This is a genomic window from Comamonas sp. 23, assembly GCF_049601575.1.
GTDB classification, from domain to species: domain Bacteria; phylum Pseudomonadota; class Gammaproteobacteria; order Burkholderiales; family Burkholderiaceae_C; genus Comamonas; species Comamonas squillarum.
In genome coordinates, this window is record NZ_CP187127.1 from 2,749,819 (window position 1) to 2,772,972 (window position 23,154).

19 protein-coding genes, 2 tRNA genes and 1 riboswitch are annotated in these 23,154 nt (G+C 63.0%); of the genes, 17 read left to right on the forward strand and 4 right to left on the reverse strand.

The features are described 5' to 3' along the window. Positions 1–86: 86 nt before the first annotated feature. The gene (locus ACPEE1_RS12340) at positions 87–1,415 is read left to right on the forward strand and encodes a putative DNA modification/repair radical SAM protein (protein WP_423932906.1); all 1,329 of its coding nucleotides are present in this window, start codon (positions 87–89) and stop codon (positions 1,413–1,415) included. An 11-nt stretch (positions 1,416–1,426) separates the two neighbouring features. After that, a complete protein-coding gene (locus ACPEE1_RS12345; protein ID WP_182341387.1) occupies positions 1,427–2,347 on the forward strand; it encodes a TIGR03915 family putative DNA repair protein in 921 nt (306 codons plus the stop codon). Between the two features lie 22 nt (positions 2,348–2,369). Here ACPEE1_RS12345 and panS read toward each other — a convergent pair whose 3' ends face one another. After that, on the reverse strand, positions 2,370–3,323 hold the full coding sequence (panS, locus tag ACPEE1_RS12350; RefSeq protein WP_116925686.1) for a ketopantoate/pantoate/pantothenate transporter PanS: 954 nt from the start codon (positions 3,321–3,323) through the stop codon (positions 2,370–2,372). Positions 3,324–4,168: 845 nt separating this feature from the next. Between panS and ACPEE1_RS12355 the strand changes: the two genes are divergently transcribed. The 3 genes from ACPEE1_RS12355 to ACPEE1_RS12365 all read left to right on the forward strand — a co-directional run bounded on the left by ACPEE1_RS12355 (position 4,169) and on the right by ACPEE1_RS12365 (position 7,380). Further along, on the forward strand, positions 4,169–5,401 hold the full coding sequence (locus ACPEE1_RS12355; protein WP_423936438.1) for a cation:proton antiporter: 1,233 nt from the start codon (positions 4,169–4,171) through the stop codon (positions 5,399–5,401). Beyond that, positions 5,391–6,503, forward strand: a complete 1,113-nt coding sequence (locus ACPEE1_RS12360) for a YbdK family carboxylate-amine ligase (RefSeq protein ID WP_116925684.1) — start codon at positions 5,391–5,393, stop codon at positions 6,501–6,503. The genes ACPEE1_RS12355 and ACPEE1_RS12360 overlap by 11 nt, the downstream gene beginning before the upstream one ends. Positions 6,504–6,597: 94 nt before the next feature. Next, positions 6,598–7,380, forward strand: coding sequence for a glutamine amidotransferase (locus ACPEE1_RS12365; RefSeq protein ID WP_232539343.1), 783 nt, complete (start codon positions 6,598–6,600; stop codon positions 7,378–7,380). Here ACPEE1_RS12365 and ACPEE1_RS12370 read toward each other — a convergent pair. Both ACPEE1_RS12370 and ACPEE1_RS12375 read right to left on the reverse strand, forming a co-directional pair. Then, entirely contained in the window at positions 7,353–7,667 is a 315-nt protein-coding gene (locus ACPEE1_RS12370; RefSeq protein WP_182341381.1) for a DUF2322 family protein, read from the reverse strand. The genes ACPEE1_RS12365 and ACPEE1_RS12370 overlap by 28 nt on opposite strands. 130 nt (positions 7,668–7,797) lie before the next feature. Next, complete coding sequence (locus ACPEE1_RS12375; RefSeq protein ID WP_116925681.1) at positions 7,798–8,280, reverse strand: EVE domain-containing protein; 483 nt, start codon at positions 8,278–8,280, stop codon at positions 7,798–7,800. 454 nt (positions 8,281–8,734) lie between these two features. Between ACPEE1_RS12375 and infA the strand changes: the two genes are divergently transcribed. The 3 genes from infA (at position 8,735) to ACPEE1_RS12390 (ending at position 9,494) form a co-directional block, all read left to right on the forward strand. Beyond that, positions 8,735–8,986, forward strand: coding sequence for a translation initiation factor IF-1 (gene infA / locus ACPEE1_RS12380; RefSeq protein ID WP_021028051.1), 252 nt, complete (start codon positions 8,735–8,737; stop codon positions 8,984–8,986). Between the two features lie 81 nt (positions 8,987–9,067). Then, a tRNA-Pro gene (locus ACPEE1_RS12385) sits at positions 9,068–9,144 on the forward strand. A gap of 273 nt (positions 9,145–9,417) precedes the next feature. Further along, positions 9,418–9,494: transfer RNA gene (locus ACPEE1_RS12390), tRNA-Pro, on the forward strand. 93 nt (positions 9,495–9,587) lie between these two features. Here ACPEE1_RS12390 and ACPEE1_RS12395 read toward each other — a convergent pair. Further along, on the reverse strand, positions 9,588–9,782 hold the full coding sequence (locus ACPEE1_RS12395) for a hypothetical protein (protein WP_182341378.1): 195 nt from the start codon (positions 9,780–9,782) through the stop codon (positions 9,588–9,590). A gap of 209 nt (positions 9,783–9,991) precedes the next feature. Here ACPEE1_RS12395 and nrdA point away from each other — a divergent pair, with 209 nt between their 5' ends. The 9 genes from nrdA (at position 9,992) to ACPEE1_RS12440 (ending at position 23,142) form a co-directional block, all read left to right on the forward strand. Further along, on the forward strand, positions 9,992–12,253 hold the full coding sequence (gene nrdA / locus ACPEE1_RS12400; protein WP_420093961.1) for a class 1a ribonucleoside-diphosphate reductase subunit alpha: 2,262 nt from the start codon (positions 9,992–9,994) through the stop codon (positions 12,251–12,253). 14 nt (positions 12,254–12,267) lie between these two features. After that, complete coding sequence (gene nrdB, locus ACPEE1_RS12405) at positions 12,268–13,401, forward strand: class Ia ribonucleoside-diphosphate reductase subunit beta (protein ID WP_116925679.1); 1,134 nt, start codon at positions 12,268–12,270, stop codon at positions 13,399–13,401. Continuing rightward, a complete protein-coding gene (gene yfaE, locus ACPEE1_RS12410) occupies positions 13,398–13,700 on the forward strand; it encodes a class I ribonucleotide reductase maintenance protein YfaE (protein ID WP_116925678.1) in 303 nt (100 codons plus the stop codon). Before nrdB ends, yfaE begins: the two co-directional genes overlap by 4 nt. 154 nt (positions 13,701–13,854) lie before the next feature. Next, the gene (locus ACPEE1_RS12415; protein ID WP_133248127.1) at positions 13,855–14,070 is read left to right on the forward strand and encodes a hypothetical protein; all 216 of its coding nucleotides are present in this window, start codon (positions 13,855–13,857) and stop codon (positions 14,068–14,070) included. Between the two features lie 59 nt (positions 14,071–14,129). Further along, positions 14,130–16,232 (forward strand): hydantoinase/oxoprolinase family protein, encoded by a 2,103-nt coding sequence (locus ACPEE1_RS12420; protein WP_423932915.1) that lies wholly within the window; start codon positions 14,130–14,132, stop codon positions 16,230–16,232. Positions 16,233–16,234: 2 nt separating this feature from the next. After that, on the forward strand, positions 16,235–17,911 hold the full coding sequence (locus ACPEE1_RS12425; protein WP_423932917.1) for a hydantoinase B/oxoprolinase family protein: 1,677 nt from the start codon (positions 16,235–16,237) through the stop codon (positions 17,909–17,911). Positions 17,912–17,988: 77 nt separating this feature from the next. After that, complete coding sequence (locus tag ACPEE1_RS12430) at positions 17,989–19,371, forward strand: MFS transporter (RefSeq protein ID WP_423932920.1); 1,383 nt, start codon at positions 17,989–17,991, stop codon at positions 19,369–19,371. Positions 19,372–19,553: 182 nt separating this feature from the next. Beyond that, positions 19,554–20,498, forward strand: coding sequence for a LysR substrate-binding domain-containing protein (locus ACPEE1_RS12435; protein ID WP_182341363.1), 945 nt, complete (start codon positions 19,554–19,556; stop codon positions 20,496–20,498). A gap of 96 nt (positions 20,499–20,594) precedes the next feature. After that, positions 20,595–20,865: riboswitch (cobalamin riboswitch) on the forward strand. 240 nt (positions 20,866–21,105) lie between these two features. Next, positions 21,106–23,142, forward strand: coding sequence for a TonB-dependent receptor (locus ACPEE1_RS12440; RefSeq protein ID WP_232539342.1), 2,037 nt, complete (start codon positions 21,106–21,108; stop codon positions 23,140–23,142). Positions 23,143–23,154: the final 12 nt, after the last annotated feature.

Genomic DNA, 23,154 nt, shown 5'->3' on the forward strand with positions numbered 1-23,154 from the left:
GAGGGGCGCGCTCCCAAGGAGGATCACTCCCATCTTGGTGAACGCGAGGAGATTTTGCTAGAATACTGTACATATACACAGTATTTATGCAAACCCTCACCAAACTCCAGATCCTGGCCGATGCCGCCAAATACGATGCCAGCTGCGCGTCGAGCGGCAGCAAGCCCCGCAACTCCCTGGGCCGCAAGGGGATGGGCTCGACCGAGGGCATGGGCATCTGCCACAGCTATACGCCCGATGGCCGCTGCGTGTCACTGCTCAAGATTCTGCTGACCAATTTCTGCATCTACGACTGCCGCTACTGCATCAACCGCAAAAGCTCCAATGTGCAGCGTGCCCGCTTTAGCGCGGCAGAGGTGGTGGGCCTGACCTTGGACTTTTACCGCCGTAACTGCATAGAGGGCCTGTTTTTGTCCAGCGGCATCATCCAGTCGTCGGACTACACGATGGAGCAATTGGTGGAGGTGGCGCGCAGCCTGCGCGAGGACCATGATTTTCGCGGCTATATCCACCTGAAGACGATTCCGGATGCTGCCCCTGAGTTGCTCGCCATGGCAGGCCGCTATGCCGACCGGCTCAGCATCAATATCGAGCTGCCCACCCAGCAGGGCCTGCAGCAGTTGGCGCCCGAGAAGGATGCCGTAGGTATTGCCGCGGCCATGCACCAGGTGGCCGAACATATCGAGCTGGCCCGGCAGCAGACGCAAGACCAGCAGGGCAGCAAGCTGGTATCGCTGCCCCGCCAGCGCCAGGCAGCCCGGGCCGCAGCGCCCAGCTATGCGCCCGCTGGCCAAAGCACACAGATGATAGTGGGCGCCGACAGTGCCAATGACGCCACCATCTTGCGCACCAGCAGCGCGCTCTACACCGGCCAGCGCCTGCGCCGCGTCTACTACTCGGCCTTCAGCCCCATCCCCGATGCATCGTCCGATCTGCCGCTGCAGGCGCCGCCGCTGATCCGCGAGCACCGGCTCTACCAGGCCGATTGGCTGATGCGCTTCTACGGTTTCAGCCCTGCCGAGATCACTGCGCCAGCCGCCGGCGGCATGCTCGATCTGGAGCTGGACCCCAAGCTCGCCTGGGCGCTGTCGCAGCGCCAGCATTTCCCGGTGGACCTGAACCGTGCGGCCAAGGCATGGCTGCTGCGGGTGCCGGGCTTGGGCGTAGGCAGTGTCGAGCGCCTGCTCGCTGCCCGCCGGGTGCGCCGGCTGCGGCTGGCCGATCTGCAGCAGCTGCGCGTTGCCACCAGCAAGGTGCTGCCTTTTGTCGAGTTGGATGACTACCACCCGCCGCTGGCCATGCTCGACAGTCCCAGCTTGCGCCAACAGCTGCTGGCCCAGATGGGGCAGGGCGCGGTGCAGCGCCGGCACAGCGGTATGCAGTTGGCGGCTGCCGCGCAGATGGCGCTGTTTTGAGGAGGCCCGGCATGCAGGCAGAGAACGACAGCTTGACCGTAATGTTGGAAGCACCGGACGACTTTGCCGGCTTTCGCCAAGCGGCGCGGGTATTGCTGGCCCTGGGCGCAGCGCCCGAGGTGGTGCATTGGCGCTGGACGGATGAACTGTCCACCCAGGCCGAGGATGGTGATTTGTTTGCGGATGCTGGGGCAGCCGACGCTGGGGCAGCCCATGCTGCGGCTGCCGGTGCTTGGGTTGCCGATGCGCCGGCCCGCGTTATTACCCCCGATGCGTTGGACCGTTTGACCATTGCACCCGGCCAGCCGGTGCATATCCGCAAACCCCAGCTGGCTGTGCTGCGCCATGCCTGCTGCCACCGCAACCCGGGCCGCTTTATGCTGTGCTACCGCTGGTTGTGGCGGCTGCAGTGCATGCCCAGCCTGGCAGGCGATGCGCTCGATGCCGATTGGCGCGAGATCGAACGCCTGGCCCGTGCGGTGGGGCGAGAGATCCACAAGATGCATGCCTTTGTGCGCTTTCGGCCCGCGCAGGACGAGAAGGGCGCACCGTTGCATGTGGCCTGGTTCGAGCCCGAGCACCACATCGTGCGCGCGGCCTCGGGCTTTTTTAGGGAGCGCTTTAGCAATATGCGCTGGGCGATTCTGACGCCAGGCTGCAGCGTGCTCTGGGACCAGGAATGCCTGCAATGGGGGCCTGGCGCCACGCAAGCCCAGGCACCGGGCCCCGATGCGGGCGAGGCGCTGTGGTTGGCCTATTACCAATCGACCTTCAACCCGGCGCGGCTCAAGGAGCAGGCCATGCTGCGCGAAATGCCGCGCCGCTACTGGAAGAACCTGCCCGAGACGCAGCTGATCAGCGGCCTGGTCGCAGGCGCACGCAGCCGCACCGGGCTGATGCTGGCGGCGCAACCAGCAGCGGAGCGCGCCTGATCAGCCCTGCGGATCTGCAAGATCAGTGCAGCGAAACGTCTTCGCGGCGCACATGGTCATTGGCCGTGCCCGTGGGGCGGCTGGACCAGTAACCGGCCAGCAGCGAGCCAGAGATGTTGTGCCAGACCGAGAAAATGGCGCCCGGCAGCGCGGCCATGGGGCTGAAGAACTTGGCGCCCAGGCTGGCTGCCAGGCCCGAGTTCTGCATGCCCACCTCAATGGCCAGGGTACGGCAGACCGATTTGTCAAAGCCCAGCAGGCGACCGCCCCAGTAGCCACCCAGGTAGCCGATCAGGTTGTGCGCAATGACGCCCGCCAGCACGACGCCGCCGACGGTAGCAATGCGGTCACGGCTCAAGGCCACCACGGTGGAGAGCACCAACAAGATCGCCACCATCGATACGAGCGGCAGCAGGCGCTCTACGCGCTTGATCTGCGCATGCCAGAAATGGTTCAGCAGCAGGCCCAGGCCAATGGGCAGCAGCACGATCTGCGCAATTTCCATCAAAAGCGCGCTGACCGGCACGTCGATCGAGGCCGAGATATACAGGCGCGCGAGCAGCGGCGTGGCCACAATCCCCACCAGGGTCGACAGCGCACTGATCGTCACTGACAGCGCCACATCGCCTTTGGATAGAAAAATCATCACATTCGAAGAGGTGCCACTGGCCACGCTGCCCACCAGCACCATGCCTGCGGTCAGCTCGGGCGGCATGTTCAGCGCCTTGGCAATCAGCCAGGCCGCTAGCGGCATGATGAGGTAGTGCAGGAACAGACCCGCCGCAATCGGGGCCGGGCGCTGCAGCACGCGGCTGAAATCGGCCACGCGCAGGGTCACGCCCATCGCAAACATGATCAGCATCAGCAGCTGGGCAATATGGGGCTTGAAGCCCAGGAAGGCCGAGGGCGCGCTGTAGGCGATCAGCGCCATCACAGCCGCCCAGACGGGGAAAAGACGGGTCAACAAGGCAAGCACGGATATATCCAGACCAAAAACGGGCCCCAGGTTGTGCGGAGGGACAAATCCGGATGCACAGGGGCCAAAAAGCAGGGAGTGGCTGATGCGTGGTCGCGGCTGCGCTGTCACGCTCGTCCGCCGGGCAAGGTGCCCGACCAGGGATAGCGGACCGGGGCAGCAAAAGGGCGGTGAACGCGGCGCTACCGGTGGGTAGCGGGCAGGCGCTGGGAGCTTGTGGCTGGCCGCATCAGAGCCGCGATCATACGGTTACGGCTGCAACTGGTTGGGGCGGGCGGCGGGGTGGCATCACTGCGCAGTCGGATATTGGCGCGCACTGCCTGGCGGTGCTGGGGCAGGTGCGGGCACCGGGCTTGCCAGTGCAGCTTACCGATGGGATGCTGGCATCTTTTGTACCCACCGCATGCTACGTTCCAAATAGCACGCTTGGGCGCCAATGCAGGGCTGGGTGCTCGGCACACCTGCCTGGTAAAAAGAGCGGCTCATGCGGCCTGCATTGTAGGACTGAAGGCTTTTTGTGCCCAGCGCCGGCATGCTGTGGTGGCAATCGGCAGATCATCCAGTAAAGTTGTTGAGATTGGTTAACGATCTGATGCATAAGTGCAACAAGGTGCCTGGGCACCACGCTGGTGCATCCCCTGCCTCGTAGTGCCTGCCATGGTCTGGCTTTTGAAGCTGGCCACGTCAGACAGCGGCACTGCCAGGCGATCTACAGCTCTGTGCCCTGCGGCCATGCATGCAGGACACACTTTTTGGAGGAGGGTGCAGATATGCCACCCCAAGCAGCATCTTCCATGCCGCTGCCGCAGATCGGCGGCTGGCTTGAACACAGTGTGGGCCCCTTGATGAGTTGGTGCGTGCTGGTTGCAGCTGCGGCACTTGCCGGGCACGCGGTTTTCCGACTCACCGGTTTTCCGCGCATGCTGGGCTATACAGTGGTGGGCCTGCTCGCTGGCTGGCTGGGCTTTGGCGATCTGCCCTGGCCGCTGCAGGGCAACACCCAGGTGCTGCTGCACACGGCAGTGGGCACCAGCATGCTGATTGCGGCCTCGCAAATCTCCCTGAAATGGCTGATGCGACAGCCATTTTTGCTGTTGCAAAGCCTGGTCGAATCGATGGCCGCTCTGGTGCTGGTCACGGCCACTTTGCAATTGCTGGGCATGGGTTGGGCGGTGTCGCTAGGGGTAGGGGTGGTGGCCATGGTGGCCTCGCCCTCGGTGCTGCTGCGCATCTCGGCCGACCTGCGCTCCAGTGGCGCCGTGACCGACCGCAGCTTGCTGATGGCCACCTTGGGCTGCATATATGCGCTGGTGCTGGGCCTGGTGGTCACCGTGGCCTGGTCGCCCGTCGCGGGCACGGATGCGCAATCGGGCCTCGTGCTGACGGCAGCTGGCATGGGCCACTTGCTGTGGAGCCTGGGTTTGACCCTGCTGTGGGCGCTGCTGACCACCGCCGCGCTATGGCCGGTGCTGCGCTGGCGATCGTCGCGCAGTGATTCCACGGCGCTCTACATGCTCGCGGTGCTGGTCGCTGCCAGTTTGCTCGCGGAGCGTCTTGGCGGCTCGGCGGCGCTGGGCTTTGTGCTGGCCGGTGTCATGCTGCGCAACCTGAGCCCCAAGCCCATGGTCTGGCCCTCGGCCTTTATGGCCGGCAACACCATGCTCAATTTGCTGATGTTTGTGCTGGTGGCCAGCATGGCCGGCCAGATTGCACCCAGCGCGGCGCTGATCAGCCTGGTCGCTGCCGTCAGCCTGGCGCGGCTGCTGGGCAAGATGGGCGGCGTGCTGCTCTTGGGCGCGGGCACCGGCATTGGCTGGTTGCGCCAGTGGCCGGTGGCCTGCGCACAGTCGCCCAGCTCGGGCCTGGCCTTGCTGCTGGCTTCCGGCCAGGTGGCGCAATGGGCTGCGATCAACCCGGAAGTGGCAGTGAGCGTGTCGTCCATCGCGCTGCCGATGATTGTGCTGTGCGAGGTGATTGGCGTGCTGCTGGCCTCGCTCGCTTTGTGGCGCAGTGGCGAGGCGCACCGCGGCATCGGCCTGTCTGCCCTCACCAGCAAGGAGAAACGCCATGACGCTTGAAGCCTTCCACCAGTCCGAGGCCTTGACGCTCGGCGTCGAGCTGGAGCTGCAGCTGGTCAACACCAACCACTATGACCTGACACCTTATGCGCCCGATATGCTGGCCTTGCTGAAAAACGCGCAGGTGCCCGGCTCCATCGTGCCCGAGGTGACCACGAGCATGATCGAGATATCGACCGGCATCTGCACCGACGCCCAGGACGCCTACCAGCAGCTGAGCGTCACGCGCGATGCGCTGGTCAAGGCGGCAGACAAACTCAATATTGCGCTGGCCGGCGGCGGCACGCACCCGTTCCAGCAGTGGCACCAGCAGCGCATCTACAACAAGCCGCGCTTCAAGGAGATCACCGCGCTCTACGGCTACCTCACCAAGCAGTTCACCATCTTTGGCCAGCATGTGCATGTGGGCTGCCCGGGCGCCGATGCGGCGCTGATGATGCTGCACCGCCTCTCGCGCTATATCCCGCACTTTATTGCGCTGTCGGCCTCCAGCCCCTTTGTGCAGGGGCAGGATACGGCCTTTGATTCGGCGCGGCTCAACTCGGTGTTTGCGTTTCCGCTCTCGGGCCGGGCGCCGTTTGCGCTGCACTGGGAGGACTTTGAGCGCTACTACGACAAGATGACCGCCACCGGTGTGATCCACAGCATGAAGGACTTCTATTGGGATATTCGGCCCAAGCCGGAGTTCGGCACGGTGGAGGTGCGGGTGTTTGACACGCCGCTGTCCATCGAGCGCGCCGTGGCGCTTGCTGCCTATGTGCAGGCGCTGGGCGCCTGGTTCCTGGCCGAGGAGCCGTTCGAGCCTAGCGAGGATGACTACCTGGTCTACACCTACAACCGCTTCCAGGCCTGCCGTTTTGGCCTTGAAGGCGCCTATGTGGACCCGGCAACCAGCGAGTCCTTTGGGCTGCGCGAGCATATCTTGCTGACATTGCAGCGCATCCAGTCCTATGTGCCGGAGAACAGCAAGGAGGCCTTGCAGCAGTTGCGCAAGACCGTCAACGAAGGCGTCAACGACGCGAGCCGCCTGCGCGAAGCCTATGCCCATGCCCAGCAGCTGCCTGAGGTGGTGCGCCAGTCGACCTTGCGCTTCCGGTACTGAGGCAAAACCGGCAATTAAATCCACCGGGTTGAAGGCCATCCGGGGCTGGCCTGCATTACAGTGCATGGGCCAGCCCTTCTTTTTGCCTTCACCCGTGTCTGAAAAAACTCTGCTGCTTATCCAGGTCGGCACACCGCCCGACGACATCCGTGCCCAGGTCGGCGATCTGCCGCTGTGGTTCTCCGCCGTCCTCGCCGCTGGGCCTGCCTTCCAGGTGGTGCGGGTGTTCGAGGGCGAACCCTTGCCGCCGCATGATGCACACAGCGCTGCGATCATCACCGGCTCCTGGGCCATGGTGACGGACCTGCTGCCCTGGAGCGAGGCGACCGCCCAATGGATACGGGAGGCGATGGCGCGGGACATGCCGCTCTTTGGCATTTGCTACGGCCACCAGCTGATGGCCCATGCGCTGGGCGGCCGGGTGGACTACCACCCCCAGGGGCGCGAGATGGGGTGCCTGGATATTGCGCTGCTGCCAGGCGCAGAGCACGAGGCCTTGCTCGCAGGCTCAGGCCGGCACTTCAAAGCCAACCTGACCCATATGCAGACGGTGCTGGAGCTGCCGCCCGGCGCCCGGGTGCTGGCCCGCTCGGCCCATGATCCGCACCAGGTCGTGCGCTATGGGCGCCATGCGGTGTCCACCCAGTTCCATCCGGAGTTCAGCCCGGCTGTGGCTGCCGCCTGCATCGAGCTGCGCGCGCAGGTGCTGCAAGCTGAAGGTTTTGACCCGGCGGCGATGCTCGCGCAGCTGAGCGACACGCCCGTGCCCCAGCAGATGCTGCAGCGCTTTGTGGCCGCCTATGCCGGCCAGCCAGCAGCTGCGCCGGCGCTGCAAGCGGCCCAGGTGCCTCAGGCCGAGACGATCTTGACGGTATAGCCCTTGCCGGAGGCGATCACCTCCATCAGGCGATCAATATTGGGATGCGCGCCGGGGCGGGCCTTGGCGTCATCCGTGTGCTCGGCAAAGATCGTGAGGCCTTCTTCGGCCGCTGCCACATTGATGTCGCCATGCTTGGCCGCCAGCGCGTTGTAGACCTTGACCGAACCGGCTTTGCCCGGTGCATTGGGAATGGTGGCCGCCACCTGGCCATCGGCAGCGATCAGTTGCAGCTCGGCGATATGGTCGATGGAGGGCAGGGACTGGAGGTTGTCAGCAAAAGCCATGGGGATTCCTGGGCGCAAAGGTAGTATCAAAAAAATAGCTGCCGGTGCTTATTGCATGGGCAGCTCACGGGTTTTGTATTATGCAGCAGCGCTTGCCGCCAACGGGGGCTGGCAGCGCTCCTCGCGCGCATTAGCCCTGGGCCTTGACCAGGTCCATGATAAAGCGCCAATGCGCCTCGTCCACCGGCGTGATCGACAGGCGATTGCCTTTTTGCAGCACGCGCATCTCTTGCAGCTCTGGGTACTGGCGCAGTGCAGCTACCGTTATCGGCCTGATCTTGCGCAGCGCCTGCACATCGAGCATCAACCAGCGCGGGGCCTCCGGCTTGGACTTGGGGTCATAGTATTTGGACTGCGGGTCAAACTGGCTGGTATCGGGCCGCAGCTGGCCTGCAATGCGGGCAATGCCGTAAATACCGGGCTCGGCGCAGCTCGAATGCCAGTACAGCACACCGTCACCCACCTGCATGTCATCGCGCATGAAGTTGCGCGCCTGGTAATTGCGCACCCCATCCCAGGCAATGGTGGCATCGGGGGCGCTGAGCGCATGGTCGATCGCATAGTCGTCCGGCTCGTTTTTCATCAGCCAGTAGCGGGGGGATGCAGCATTCATGGTGTTCGTTGGTGAAGGGGAGGGAGCCATCGGGTTGCACGGCCTGGAGCCAGCCGCGCATGCATGCGCCATGCTAGCCGATGCGCCGGCGCTGCTGCTGCCAGCACAGCCATGCGGGCCTGCGGATCACCGGCGGCGTTTATACGAGACAAGCCACAGCGGAATTGGCAGCAACATAGTACAATAGAGAGCTTTGCAAGCTTTTATAGCTTGGAGGCGTTGGCTGCCCTGGCAGCTGCGCCGTCAATATTGTGTGGGATGCTGGCTGTTGCGCCCCGTTGTCGGGCTGGCAGATTTCCACTTGGTTGCCTTGAAGGCCCTTGCCCCTTGGGTGGCGAGAGTTGGCAAGGCCCTCCCGAACCATGGAGAGAGCCACCGCTTGTTGGTGGCACTGAGAACAGCATGGCGAACCGGTTTCGCACATGCACCACTAGACAAGGATTCGTCGACTTATATGGCTAAAGAAGAACTGATTGAGATGCAAGGCTCCGTGACCGAAGTGCTGCCCGATTCGCGCTTTCGCGTGAAGCTGGACAACGGCCACGAGCTGATCGCTTACACAGGCGGCAAAATGCGCAAGCACCACATTCGCATTCTGGCCGGTGACAAGGTGTCGCTGGAGATGTCGCCCTACGATCTGAGCAAGGGCCGCATCACTTTCCGTCACCTGCCTGGCCGTGGCCCGGCACCGACCCAACAACGTTAACCGCATCGGTGGTGGCCGCTGTAAAAAAATCGTCAAATACGAAATGCAGCTGCCAAACCCTGGTTACAATAACGGCTTAGTCGGAGCGTAGCGCAGCCTGGTAGCGCATCTGCTTTGGGAGCAGAGGGTCGCGAGTTCGAATCCCGCCGCTCCGACCATTCCATTTAAAAACCTGTTGCATGCAAATGCAGCAGGTTTTTTGTTTTGGCAATTCTTGGCAATTCGCGATATGGCGCGGTTTATCCTGATGGCGCGCCGGCAAGCATCTTTCACATGCTGCTTCATGCACGGCGGGTGGCGCGGCCCTCTCGGTTTTGCTGCGCAGCGGGCAGGGCGGCTGTCTCGCCAACCGCCCCAGCAGATGAAAAGTTGTCAAAGTAATCATTTTTCGCCGGAAGGCGCTCCGGCTCGATATACAATAGCGGCTTAGTCGGAGCGTAGCGCAGCCTGGTAGCGCATCTGCTTTGGGAGCAGAGGGTCGTGAGTTCGAATCCCACCGCTCCGACCATCCTTATCGAAACCTGTTGCACGCAAGTGCAGCAGGTTTTTCGTTTGGGCAGTCCTTGAAAAAGACGATGCATTGCCCGCTATGCAGCTTGGTCTATGGCTTGATGGCCCAGGCCATCAACCAGATGGTGATCGCCATCAACATCGGGGGATGATGCCCCTCTTCATCACCGGGAATGTGCCCACCCGGATACATATATTTACCGGCGCTCTGCGCGTTGATTTTGCTGCATTCTTCGCCCAGTCCGCCAGTGCCTAGCAGAAATCGAGCCTGATTTTCTGCTGCCAAGAACGCTACAGGTAGCGTACACTCAAGCCCATAGACACCATATGTAGTGTCCACCGCTTCCCCCACAGGTTGTTTGATGCTGGTCTCGCTCCAGCCAAAACGCGCCAGCCATGCCTGGCGCGTTTTGGCGCGGGACTGCCGCGTCTTGCGCCCGTGGTCCTGCGTTTTTTATCCCATTAGAAACATCGCAAATGAACCAGACAAGCACTATGAGAGTCACCAAGCGTGACGGTCGCGTTGAGCCTATCGACCTCGACAAAATCCACCGGGTGATTGACTGGGCGGCCAAAGGCCTGAGCAATGTGTCGGTCTCCCAGATCGAGCTGCAGTCGCATATCCAGTTTTATGACGGCATCCGCACCGATGCGATCCATGAAACCATCATCAAGTCTGCGGCCGACCTGATCTCCGAAGACGCACCCGACTACCAGTACGTGGCAGCGCGCCTGGCCATCTTCCACCTGCGCAAGATCGCCTTTGGCCAGTTCGAGCCGCCCCATTTGTACGATCATGTGCAAAAGCTCACCGAGCTCAAGAAGTACGACCCGCACCTGCTGGCCGATTACAGCCGCGAAGAGTACGACGAGATCAATGGTTTCATCGACCACTGGCGCGATATGGACTTCTCCTACGCAGCCGTCAAGCAGCTCGAAGGCAAGTACCTGGTGCAAAACCGGGTGACCAAGCGCATCTACGAGAGCCCGCAGATTCTGTATGTGCTGGTGGCGATGAGCCTGTTTGCCAAGTACCCGGCCGACCGCCGTCTGCAGTACATCAAGCGCTTCTATGACGCCGTCTCGCGCTTCAAGATTTCGCTGCCCACGCCCATCATGTCGGGCGTGCGCACCCCGCTGCGCCAGTTCAGCTCCTGCGTGCTGATCGAGTGCGATGACAGCCTCGACAGCATCAATGCCACCACCAGCGCCATCGTCAAGTACGTCTCGCAGCGCGCCGGTATCGGCATCAACGGCGGCCGTATCCGTGCGCTGGGCAGCGAGATCCGGGGCGGCGAGGCACAGCACACCGGCTGCCTGCCTTTCTTCAAGATGTTCCAGTCGGCCGTCAAGTCCTGCTCGCAAGGCGGCGTGCGCGGCGGTGCAGCCACCTTGTTCTACCCACTATGGCACCTGGAAGCCGAGTCGCTGCTGGTGCTCAAGAACAACCGCGGCGTCGAGGAAAACCGCATCCGCCATCTGGACTACGGTATCCAGATCAACCGCATGCTCTACCAGCGCCTGATCAAGGGGCAGAGCATCAGCCTGTTCTCGCCCCATGATGTGCCTGGTCTGTACGAGGCCTTCTTTGCCGACCAGAACAAGTTCGAAGAGCTGTACGTCAAGTACGAGGCTGACGAATCCATCCGCAAGCGCACCCTGCCAGCAGTGGAGCTGTTCTCGCTGATGATGCAAGAGCGCGCCAGCACCGGCCGTATCTACATACAGAACGTTGACCACTGCAACACCCACAGCCCGTTCAACCCGGCCGTGGCTCCCGTGCGCCAGTCGAACCTGTGCATGGAAATCCTGCTGCCCACCAGCCCGCTCGAAGACATCAAGGACGAAAACGGCGAAATTGCGCTGTGCACCCTGTCTGCCTTCAACCTGGGCGCGCTCGAGTCGACCGATGAGCTCGAAGAGCTGGCCGACCTGATCGTGCGTGCGCTCGATGCACTGCTGGACTACCAGGACTACCCGGTAGCCGCTGCCCGCATTGCGACCGAAAAGCGCCGCTCGCTGGGCGTGGGCGTGATCAACTACGCCTACTACCTGGCCAAGAACGGCGTGCGCTACTCCGACGGTTCGGCCAATGGCCTGACCCACCGCACCTTCGAAGCCATCCAGTACTACCTGCTCAAGGCCTCGGTGCAGCTGTCGCGCGAGTTCGGCCCTTGCACCGCCTTTGCCGAGACCAACTACGCAGCCGGCATCCTGCCGATCGACACCTACAAGAAGGATATCGACGCGCTGACCGATGAGCCCCTGCACCTGGACTGGGAAGCCCTGCGCGCCGAGATCAAGACCCACGGCCTGCGCAACTCAACCTTGACGGCACTGATGCCGTCCGAGACCTCCAGCCAGATCGCCAACGCGACCAATGGCATCGAGCCTCCACGCGGCTTTGTCTCGGTCAAGCAGTCCAAGGACGGCATCCTGCGCCAGGTGGTGCCGGAGATCGATCGCTTGAAGGGCCAGTACGAGCTGCTCTGGCAAATGCCCAACAACGAGGGCTACCTCAAACTCGTGGGCCTGATGCAGAAGTTCGTCGACCAGTCCATCTCGGCCAACACCAACTACGATCCCCAGCGCTTTGCCGATGGCAAGGTGCCGATGCAGCAACTGCTCAAGGACCTGCTGCAGGCCTACAAGTTTGGTGTGAAGACGCTCTACTACCACAACACCCGTGACGGTGCCGAAGACATGCAGGGCGCAGCGGCAGAAGACGACTGCGCCAGCGGCGCCTGCAAGATCTAAGCGGAGAGAAGGCGATGGCATACAGCACCTTCTCCAAGGTCGACAATGACCAGCTCAAGGAACCGATGTTCTTTGGCAATTCGGTCAATGTCGCCCGCTACGACCAGCAGAAGTACCCGATCTTCGAGAAGCTGATCGAAAAGCAGCTCTCGTTTTTCTGGCGCCCTGAGGAAGTGGACATCACGCAGGACCGGATCGACTACCAGAACCTGCCCGACCACGAAAAGCACATCTTCATCAGCAACCTGAAGTACCAGACGCTGCTCGACTCCATCCAGGGCCGCAGCCCCAACATGGCCTTCCTGCCGCTGGTATCGCTGCCCGAGCTCGAGACCTGGATCGAGACCTGGGCGTTTTCCGAGACCATCCACTCGCGCTCGTACACGCACATCCTGCGCAACATCGTCAACGATCCATCGGTGATCTTTGACGACATCATGCGCAACGAGAGCATCAAGCTGCGCGCGGGCGATATCTCGTCGTACTACGACGACCTGATCCGCGATGCGATGCTGCACGCCCAGCTGGGCGCAGGCAGCCACACGATCAATGGCGTGGTACACCAGATCGATGTGTACCAGCTCAAGAAGAAGATGTACCTGTGCCTGATGAATGTGAACATTCTGGAGGCCATCCGCTTTTATGTGAGCTTTGCCTGCTCTTTCGCGTTTGCCGAGCGCAAGCTGATGGAGGGCAATGCCAAGATCATCCGCCTGATCGCCCGCGATGAAGCGCTGCACCTGACCGGCACCCAGCATTTGCTCAACATCATGCGCTCGGGCCAGGACGATCCGGACTTTGCCAAGATCGCCAAGGAGACCGAGCAGGAATGCTTTGAGATGTTCAAGACGGCGGCGATGCAGGAAAAGCAGTGGGCCGAGTACCTGTTCCGCGACGGCTCGATGATTGGCCTCAACAAGGACATCCTGAGCCAGTATGTGGAGTACATCACCAATATCCGCATGACCGCGATCGGGCTCAAACCGGCGTTTGACAACGCCAAGAGCAACCCGATCCCCTGGATCAACACCTGGCTGTCGTCCGACACCGTGCAGGTGGCCCCGCAAGAGGTGGAGCTGAGCTCCTACCTGGTGGGCCAGATCAACGCCGAAGTCTCGCTCGATGACCTGAGCGGAATCGAGTTGTGACCACCGTCAGCACCACGGACACCCTTATACGCGTGCTGCCAGGGGAGAGCCTGCTCGAAGCGCTGGAGCGCACGGGCCACGATGTGGAGTACCAGTGCCGTGGTGGTTATTGCGGCAGCTGCCGCCTCACCTTGGTGGAGGGCGAAGTCGTCTACACCCAGGAGCCGCTGGCCTTTGTCGGGCCCAATGAGGTGGTTCCCTGCTGCTGTGTGGTCAAGACCCCCATCAAGGTGGAGTGCAGCCTGCGGCAAGTGGAAACCAGCGCCGACGATAAGAACCAGCTGGCCCTGGACTTGTAATTCTTCTGCCGTTCTGCGCACAGGCCCCAAGCTTTGCTTGGGGCTTTTTTTGTGGCGTGGTGGCAAGCGCAAAGGCAGCCGATCTTGGGTTCCGTCTGGCGCTCAGGCGCCTGGTTTTTCCTCCCTCGTCAAAGCTTTACACAAGCAAGTCCTGATGGTTTTACAGCACCTGTCCGCCCTGATTGGTGCAAGCATGCCGCCGCATGCTGCAGCACTGTGCAGCGCTGGTGCATGGCCGACCAAAAATATGGTCTTTTTGCACTGTCGACGTGCATGGCCACCGGGTAAGCGCGTAATGGTTTTTACCCGCGAAGCACAGCTTGTGCCCGCCCTCGAATTTCTTGTTTGCGCCGACTGGGCGATCACTTGATCATCGCTGCCAGGTCAGAGCTTCTGATCCACACAGCTTGCATGATTCGGAGATACCAGATGGCAACAAGCCAAGTCATACGCGCCGGGGCAGACATCGGCGGCACTTTCACAGATATCGCGCTCGAGGTCGATGGCGTCCTGTTCAGCGAGAAGGTCCTGACGGACTATGAAAAACCTGAGCGCGCCATCGTCACAGGCCTCAAACAGGCGGCAGCCCAGGCAGGCATTGCGCCAGCGCAGATCGGCACGGTGATCCACGGCACGACCCTGGCCACCAACTCGCTGATCGAGCGGCGCGGCGCCAGAACCGCCTTCATCACCAGCGAAGGTTTTCGCGATGTGATCGAGATGCGCAACGAGGGCCGTTTTGAGCAGTACGACCTGGCCATCCAGCTGCCCGCGCCGCTGATTGCCCGCAACCACCGCTATACCGTGCAGGGCCGGCTCGATGCCAAGGGCCAGGAGCTGCAGCCGCTCGATGAGGCAGAGGTGCAGGACGTGATTGCCCAGCTGCGCGAGGGTGCATACGACAGCGTGGCCGTGGGCCTGATGCACAGCTACAAGAACCCGGCCCATGAAAAGCGGGTGCGCGCGCTGATTGTAGAGGCGCTGCCCCAGCTGTCAGTGTCCATCTCCAGCGAAGTCTCGCCCCAGATTCGCGAGTTCGAGCGCTTCAACACCGTCTGCGCCAATGCCTATGTGAAGCCGCTGATGTCCTCCTACCTGCAGCGCCTGGCCCAGGCCTTGGTGGCAGAGGGCATGCATTGCCCGCTCTACCTGATCCACTCGGGCGGCGGGGTGATGTCGCTGGCCAATGCGGCCGAGTTTCCGGTGCGCCTGCTCGAATCCGGCCCGGCCGGTGGCGCCATCTACGCCAGCGATTTTGCGGCCAAGTACGGCCAGGACAAGGTGGTGTCCTTTGACATGGGCGGCACCACCGCCAAGATCTGCCTCATCGACCAGCATGTACCCAAGACAGCGCGCGTGTTTGAAGTGGCGCGCAGCTACCGCTTCAAAAAGGGCAGCGGCATGCCGATCTCAATCCCCGTCATCGAGATGATCGAGATCGGCGCGGGCGGCGGCTCCATCGCCCATGTGGATGACATGCGCCAGGTGCGCGTGGGGCCGGAGAGCGCGGGCTCGGAGCCGGGCCCTGCCAGCTACGGCCGGGGCGGCGCCCGCCCGACGGTGACCGATGCCGACTTGCTGCTGCATAAGCTCGACCCGGCACGCTTTGCCGGCGGCAGCATGCGGCTGAACATGCCTGCCGCGCAAGACGCGATGGCCACCCATGTCGGCCAGGCGCAAGGCCTGGACGCGGTGCGTGCGGCCTATGCCGTGGCCGAAGTGGTGGACGAGAACATGGCCAATGCCGCGCGCATGCATGCCGTGGAGTCTGGCCAGGACCTGGAGGCCTACACGATGATCGCCTACGGCGGCGCTGCGCCGCTGCATGCCGTGCGGCTGTGCGAAAAGCTGGGCATCCATCGCCTGCTGATCCCGACGGGCGCCGGCGTGGGCTCGGCCATCGGCTTTTTGCGCGCGCCCTTTGCCTATGAGTCGCTGCGCAGCTCGGTGATACGCATGAGCCAGTTCGATGGCGAGGCCGTCAATGCCATGCTGCGCGAGATGGAGGTGGAGGTGAGCGCCTTTTTGCACGACACCGGCTACGACGGCGAGACCGTCAAGGAGCTGCGTGCCTTTATGCGCTACTGCGGCCAGGGCTGGGAGATCCCTGTGTCGGTGCCGGTGCAGCACTTTGGAGCGGACAGCGTGCCCGCCCTGAACGCGGCCTTTGTGCAGAACTATGTGGCCTTGTTTGGCCACGCGATCGACGGGCTCGACATCGAGGTGGTGAGTTGGGCACTGTCCTTGCGTTCCAAGACCTTGCCGCCGGCCAAGGCCGCGCTGCAGCGGGGCGGCACGCCCCAAAAGGGTGCCGGTACGGTGCTGGACCGCCGCGAGGTGTTTGACGGCAAACAGGGACAGTTCTATGCCTGCGATATCTATGAGCGCCTGGGCCTGCCCCGGGGCCAGGCCGTGCCCGGCCCGGTGGTGATTGTGGAGAAGGAAACCTCGACCTATGTGAGCCCCGGATTCAAGGTGGTGCTGCAGGCAGATGACTGCATGCTGGTCGAGCGCATGGACAGCGGAGTGTGATCATGGCAAACAATACAGACGTTCATTACCAAATCATGTGGAACCGCCTTATCTCGGTGGTCGAAGAGCAGGCGGTCACCTTGATTCGCACCGCCTTTTGCACCAGCGTGCGGGAGGCGGGGGACTTGTCGGCCGGCGTGTTCGACAAGCAGGGCCGCATGATGGCCCAGGCCGTGACCGGCACCCCAGGTCACGTGAACTCGATGGCCGAGTCGGTCGCGCATTTCGCCAAACGCTTTGAGCGCAACACGCTGCAAGATGGCGATGTGCTGGTCACCAACGACCCCTGGCTGGGCACCGGCCACCTGCACGACATCACCGTCGTCACCCCAGTCTTCTATGGCCGCGATGGCCACAGCGCCCATATCGGTTACTTTGCCGCCACCGCCCATGTGGTGGACATCGGCGGGCGCGGCTTTGGCCCGGACGGCAGCGATGTCTACGAGGAGGGCCTGTGCATTCCGCCGATGAAGTTCTTCCGCGCCGGCGCACTCAATGAGGACCTGATCGAGATCCTGCGCAACAACGTGCGCGAGCGCGACCAGGTGATTGGCGACTTCCATTCGCTGGCCGTCTGCAATGCCACGGGCATGCGCCGCTTGAAGGGCATGCTCGACGAGTTCGGGCTCCATGACCTGGAAGACCTGGCCGGCTTTATCTTTGCCAACAGCCAGCGCGCCACCCGCGAGCGCATCGCCGCCTTGCCCGACGGCACGCAGCGCTACGCGATGACCGTGGACGGATACGAGAAGCCCATCGAGCTGGTCGTGGCCGTGGAGATTGCGGCCGAGAAACTGCGCGCCGACTTCACCGGCACCTCGGATCCCAGCCACTACGGCATCAATGTGCCGCTGACCTACACCAAGGCCTATGCCTCCTATGCGCTCAAATGCGCGATTGCGCCGGAGATCCCCAACAACTGGGGCTCGCTGGAGCCCTTTGAGATCAGCGCGCCCGAGGACTGCATCCTCAATGCCCACCGCCCGCGCCCGGTCTCGGTGCGCCATGTCATCGGCCATCTGATCCCCGATGTGGTGCTGGGTGCGCTGCAGCCCATTTGCCAGGGTGAGATTCCGGCCGAAGGGGCCAGCTCGCTGTGGAACCTGCAGATGCGCTTCAAGGGCATCACCCAGGCGACGCGCAACCAGCAGCACGAGATCCTGATGTTCAACACCGGTGGTACCGGCGCGCGCCCCTCTAGCGATGGCCTCAGCGCCACCGCCTTCCCCAGCGGCGTGCAGGCCATGTCGGTCGAGGTGACCGAGAGCATCGGCCCCATCATCATCTGGCGCAAGGAGCTGCGCCCCAACTCGGGCGGCGCCGGCCGCTGGCGGGGCGGCCTGGGCCAGCGCATCGAGGTGGGCTCGGCCGAGGGCTTTGAGTTTGACCTGAACGCCATGTTCGACCGTGTGCATTTTGCAGCGCGCGGCCACAACGGCGGCCAAAGCGGCGCACTGGGCAAGGTGACGCTGGACGACGGCACGGCCTTGCGCGGCAAGGGCAAGCAGCAGATTCCGGCCGGGCGCCGATTGATTTTGGACTTGCCCGGCGGTGGCGGCAACGGCGATGCGGCGCTGCGCCCCGCCGCGCTGGTGCAGCGCGATGTGGCTTATGGCTATATCAGCGCCGAACAAGCCGAAACCGATTACGCCCAGGCCACGCCGCTGCCCCCGGCCTGATCGCGTGCCCATGGCCAGCGGCATAGCCGCTGGTCCTTTCCCATTTTTCTCCCCCTGCAGGACACCAAGGACTCCCGATGCGCACCCACAATCCCATGGCAGATGGCTTTGCCGCCCCAAGTGCAAGCCTTTCGGACTGGTCATCCCCCCAAGCGGCGGTGGCGCCGCGCGCGGTGCAGTCCAAGGAGCTCAACCGCGTAGTACTGGCCTCGGTGGTGGGCAGCTTTGTCGAATGGTTCGAGTTCTCAGTCTACGGCTACCTGGCAGCGGTGCTGGGCAAGGTGTTCTTTGCCACCAGCTCGCCCACCATGCAGATCACCGCATCCTGGGCGGCCTTTGCGATTGCGTTTTTTGCCCGGCCCATTGGCGGCATCTTCTTTGGCTCGCTGGGCGACAAGTACGGCAGAAAGCGGGTGCTGACCATCACCATCATCATGATGGCGATCTCCACCTTTTTGATTGGCGTGCTGCCCGGCTATGCGAGCATCGGCATTGCCGCGCCGCTGCTCCTGATCGTGCTGCGCCTGATGCAGGGGCTGTCGGCCGGTGGCGAGGCCAGTGGCGCGGCCATCTTTGTGGCCGAGTACTGCCGCGACCGCAACCGCACCTTGCTCACCAGCTGGGTTGAGGTGGGCTGCATGGCGGGCTTTTTCTTCGGTGCCTCGGTCTCGGCCATTCTGACGATGTTCTTCAGCGCCGAGCAGATCCTGGACTGGGCCTGGCGCATTCCGTTTCTGATTGCGCTGCCGCTGGGCGCCATTGGCCTCTATATCCGCAAGTACCTGGAAGAGACCCCCACCTTCATGGCCATGAAGCAGCAGCATGACGCACTGGCCCAGGCGAGCTGGAAGGTGCTGTTCGCCACGCACAAGAAAGAGCTGTTCCAGTCCGCTGGCATCATCATCGTGACCAATGTCACCTTGTTCACCGTCGTCACCTATATCCCGACCTACTTTGTCAGCGCGCTGCATGTCGATGTGGCCACCGGCCTCAAGCTCTCGCTGGGCCCGCAGCTCTTTTTGGTGGTGATGATCCCGATCATGGGCCTGCTGGCCGACAAGCTCAGTCGCAAGACGATGATGATCGCTGCGAGCCTGGCGATTGCGGTACTGGCCGTGCCTTGCTTTCACCTGCTGCTCGAAGGCAGCACCGCCGCCAAGATCTTGTCCTTGATGGTGCTCAACTTCTGTCTGGCCATGCTGCTGGGCAGCATCTACTCGATCATCCCTTCGATGTTCCACACCAGCGTGCGCTTCAAGGGCATGGCGCTGAGCTACAACGTGGCTGTGGCGATGTTTGCCGGCACCGCGCCGATGATCAACTCCTGGTTGATTGCCCGCACCGGCAACCCGGTCGTGCCTGCCTACTACCTCATTGGCGCGGCAATCATTGGCCTCATCGCCCTGGTCAGCAGCCGGGACCGCACCGGTTTGCCGATGCATGGTGATCCGGTCCAGTAAGGCCATGCGCTGCTGAGCGCTGCGCCAGCCCGAACGCATCCTTTCTGGATGCGTTTTTTTATGCATCAGCGGGGCAGGGCGCAGCAGGCAAGAGCGGTGGCATGCCGGCCCGCTGGGCGCCGGGCTGCGACCTATAATCATCGCCAGCCCGGGCTCTGCCTCTCCTGGCCTGGCGCTCCTCCATGAAATACAAGCTCCCGCCCCTGCAGCCACTGCGCGTGTTCGAGTCCGTCTACCGCCATGGCTCGATCCGCAAGGCGGCCGACGAGCTGTGCCTGACGCCACAGGCCGCCAGCCAGCAACTCAAGCAATTGGAAAGTGCGCTGGATGTGCAACTTTTCGAGCGCGGCGCGCGGGGCCTGGCGGCCAGCGCCGAGGCGCAGACCTTGTACCACTATGTGGAGCAGGGGCTCGATGCACTGAGCCAGGGGCTGGAAGCCGTGCGCTCCCACTACAAGGCTGCGCAGTTCCATATCCAGGTCAGCCCATACTTTGCAACCCAGTACCTGATCCGCTCGCTGCCCTCGTTCACCAAGGATTACCCGGAGCTCGATCTGCGCATCTCCATCGGTGTGGAGCTGCCTTCGTTCGATAGCGGCGATCTGGATGCAGCCATTGTCTGGGGCTACGGCGGTGTGGACCACCTCGATGAAACGCCGCTGCTCGAAGACCTCAAGGTGATCGTGGCTGCGCCGCAGCTGCTGGCCGAGCACCCGGTGGAGACAGCGCAGGATTTGCCGCACCACCGGCTGATATCGCCGCTGACGCACAACAGTCTGTGGCAGGACATTTATGCGATGCTGGGCCTGGAGCCCGGCGGCAAGCATGTCAGCCCCATGCTGCTGCACACGCACGATGCGATGCTGCAAGCCGTTCTCAGCGGGCAGGGCGTGGGCCTGCTGTCCTATGTCGATGCGCTCAGCTATATCCACAGCGGCAAGCTGCTCGCACCCTTTGGGGCCGAGCTGCTGCGCCAACTGCCGATGGACAGAACGCCCAAGTTCCACCTCTACACCCGCCGGGGCGGGGGAGAGCGCCCAATCCAGGCCAGCTTTCGGCAGTGGCTGCTGGGCCAGCTGCGCAGCACTGACTTCATCGGCTATGCGACGCGGCTGCCGCAGGGCTGATACAGCCACTGGGGCATGCGCTGTATCGCCCAGCTGACACAGGCCATGGCCAAAAGGCACTGCCCGGGCTTGCGGCTGGTACACTGGCTGCGCTTTGAAAAAAGCCTATCTACAGGTGCTCGCATGCGAGTGAAACGGGAACAAGGTCGGGAGTGCGCTCCCCCAAGCCTTGGCTGCCCCCGCAACGGTAGACAGGAAACGTAGCCGATGCGGCCCGCTCCCACGCGGGCCCAGTCACTGGGGTTGAGAGAGTGTCCACGCCTGCCAGGCAATAAGACACCCGCACCCTGGGAAGACCGGCTACCGGGTCAGCGCCTGCGCTGCACCGCCTGTAAGCCCGGAGACCGGCCTGTTCCTAGTCGCAGTGCGCGCTGTGCCTCTGGCCAGCACGTGCTCTCTCAACTGTCTGCGGGGTGTGGACGGCGGTTCTTCGCGCGACCCCGTCTTGGGGGGTGACCGCGTGCAGTGCAGCCCCCGCATCAGGCAGTTAGCGCCTTTTGTTCAAATGACTGCAGTTCCTTTTCCGAAAAACCGGCTCCTGGCCGCCCAGCGGCTCTCTTCCTCCTTGCGCCTGGTAGGCAGCTCCTGTGTTCTGTGTTTGCCCGCCTTGGGCATCGCAGTAGCCCATGCCCAAGAAGCCTCACTGCCTGAAGTGGTGGTGAGCGACCAGCGCAGCGAGCCCAATGCGCTCCAGCTGCCGTCGACCTCGGCGAGCAAGCTGGCCGTGCCGCTGCAGGACCTGCCCGCCAGTGTCAGCTCGGTCTCGGCCGTGCAGGTACAAGAGCGTGCCGACTACGAGGTGGTCGATGCCGTGGGCCGCAGCGTGGGCCTGAGTGCCAATGGCACGCCTGGCAATGGCGGGCTGTCGTTCTCCAGCCGGGGCTTTACCGGTGTGAACTCGGTCGGCGTGGCCGAAGACGGGCTGAGCCTGGGGGTTGCAGCCGGCACCGTGGCCTATCCCAATTCCAGCTGGGGCTATGAGCGCTTTGATGTGCTGCGCGGCCCCGCATCGCTGATGTACGGCAGCGGCACCATGGGCGCCACGGTGAACGCGGTGCGCAAGGAACCCAGCCGCAGTACATCGACCGAAGTGCTGCTGGGCGCTGGCTCCCACGGCACCGCCCGCGCGGGCCTGGGCAGCACCGGCGCGCTGAGCGACAGCCTGAGCTACCGCCTGGATGTTTACGGCGATCGCACCGATGGCGAGCGCCAACTGGGAAACAGCGACAGCAAGAAGATCATGAGCGCCATCCGCTGGCAGGCGAGCAGCGATCTGCGCCTGGACCTGACGGCCGATGTCAGCGACCAAAGGCCCGAGCGCTACTTTGGCACCCCGGTGGTCGATGGCAAGCCGGTGGCGGCGCTGGGCGACCGCAATTTCAACTTTCTCGACAGCGACATCCACTACAAGGACCAGCGCTACAAATTGAGGGCCGAGTGGAATGTGAGCGAGGCGCTGGTGCTGCGCAACGAGACCTACCATATGAAGGCCGACCGCCACTGGAAGAACATCGAAGGCTATGACTACGATGCCAGCACGCGCACGGTTCACCGCTACGACTACCTGGAGATCGGCCACGACCTGGAGCAAAGCGGCAACCGCTTAGGCGCCGTTTTCAAGCCCGGCCAGCATGAGATAGCGATGGGCTGGGATGTGTCGCAGGCCAAGTTCACTGCGCTCAACAGCTCGCCCTATACCGGTGAATCCGATGTGCCGCTGACCGGTAGCACCAGTGGCTACTGGGACAGCCCAGACCCTTACAAGCCGCGCATGACCTCGCGCATCCGCCAAAACGCCTTCTACCTGGAAGACGCCTGGAAGCTGGGCGAGCAGTGGCTGCTGATGGCCGGCCTGCGCCGCGACCTCTATGATTTTGACCGCATGGATTTGCTGAGCCAAGCCCGCTTTGACAAGACCTTGGGCGGCACCTCTTGGCGCCTGGGCCTCACGCACAAGCTGGACCAGAACACCAGCCTCTATGCCCAGGTCAGTACCGGCCATGACCCGGTCAACAGCCTGCTGTCGCTGACCCAGTCGCAAACCGGCTTTACATTGAGCAAAGGCCGCCAGGTGGAAGTGGGCATCAAGCAGCAGCTGCCCAATGGCCAGGGCGAATGGACCCTGGCGGTCTTTGATATCCGCAAGAAGGACATCATCACCCGCGATCCGGACCGGCCAGCGCTGTTGATCCAGGGCGGCAAGCAGTCGTCCAAGGGGATCGAGCTGGCAGGCAGCTGGCGGGCGACCAAGGCCTGGCGCTTCGAGGGCAACCTGGGCTATGCGGATGCCCAGTTCGACGAGCTGCTCGAAGGCGCCACAGCCATTGACCGCGCTGGCAACCAGCCGGCCAATGTACCGCGCTACACGGCCAATGCCTGGGCCCATTACCAGACGGGCGATTGGCGCGCATCGCTGGGCCTGCGCCATGTTGCCAGCCGCTACACCAGCAATGCCAATACCGCGCAGCTCCCCGCCTACACGGTGGCCGATGCGGTGCTGGGCTGGAACCTGAACCGCACAACCACCTTGAACCTGGTGGGCCGCAATCTGGCCAACAAACGCTATGCTGCATCGTCCTACGGCTCGCAATGGCTGATGGGCAATGGCCGCAGCTTTGAGCTAATGGCCCATCTGCGTTTCTGAGCAAGGTAGAGC

Excerpts from the sequence above, each read along its gene's own strand:
- ACPEE1_RS12340 (WP_423932906.1), top strand. The coding sequence starts at position 87 with ATGCAAACCCTCACCAAACTCCAGATCCTGGCCGATGCCGCCAAATAC.
- ACPEE1_RS12345 (WP_182341387.1), top strand. The coding sequence starts at position 1,427 with ATGCAGGCAGAGAACGACAGCTTGACCGTAATGTTGGAAGCACCGGAC.
- ACPEE1_RS12355 (WP_423936438.1), top strand. The coding sequence starts at position 4,169 with ATGAGTTGGTGCGTGCTGGTTGCAGCTGCGGCACTTGCCGGGCACGCG.
- ACPEE1_RS12360 (WP_116925684.1), top strand. The coding sequence starts at position 5,391 with ATGACGCTTGAAGCCTTCCACCAGTCCGAGGCCTTGACGCTCGGCGTC.
- ACPEE1_RS12370 (WP_182341381.1), bottom strand. The coding sequence starts at position 7,667 with ATGGCTTTTGCTGACAACCTCCAGTCCCTGCCCTCCATCGACCATATC.
- ACPEE1_RS12375 (WP_116925681.1), bottom strand. The coding sequence starts at position 8,280 with ATGAATGCTGCATCCCCCCGCTACTGGCTGATGAAAAACGAGCCGGAC.
- infA (WP_021028051.1), top strand. The coding sequence starts at position 8,735 with ATGGCTAAAGAAGAACTGATTGAGATGCAAGGCTCCGTGACCGAAGTG.
- nrdA (WP_420093961.1), top strand. The coding sequence starts at position 9,992 with ATGAGAGTCACCAAGCGTGACGGTCGCGTTGAGCCTATCGACCTCGAC.
- nrdB (WP_116925679.1), top strand. The coding sequence starts at position 12,268 with ATGGCATACAGCACCTTCTCCAAGGTCGACAATGACCAGCTCAAGGAA.
- ACPEE1_RS12415 (WP_133248127.1), top strand. The coding sequence starts at position 13,855 with ATGGTTTTACAGCACCTGTCCGCCCTGATTGGTGCAAGCATGCCGCCG.
- ACPEE1_RS12420 (WP_423932915.1), top strand. The coding sequence starts at position 14,130 with ATGGCAACAAGCCAAGTCATACGCGCCGGGGCAGACATCGGCGGCACT.
- ACPEE1_RS12425 (WP_423932917.1), top strand. The coding sequence starts at position 16,235 with ATGGCAAACAATACAGACGTTCATTACCAAATCATGTGGAACCGCCTT.
- ACPEE1_RS12430 (WP_423932920.1), top strand. The coding sequence starts at position 17,989 with ATGCGCACCCACAATCCCATGGCAGATGGCTTTGCCGCCCCAAGTGCA.
- ACPEE1_RS12435 (WP_182341363.1), top strand. The coding sequence starts at position 19,554 with ATGAAATACAAGCTCCCGCCCCTGCAGCCACTGCGCGTGTTCGAGTCC.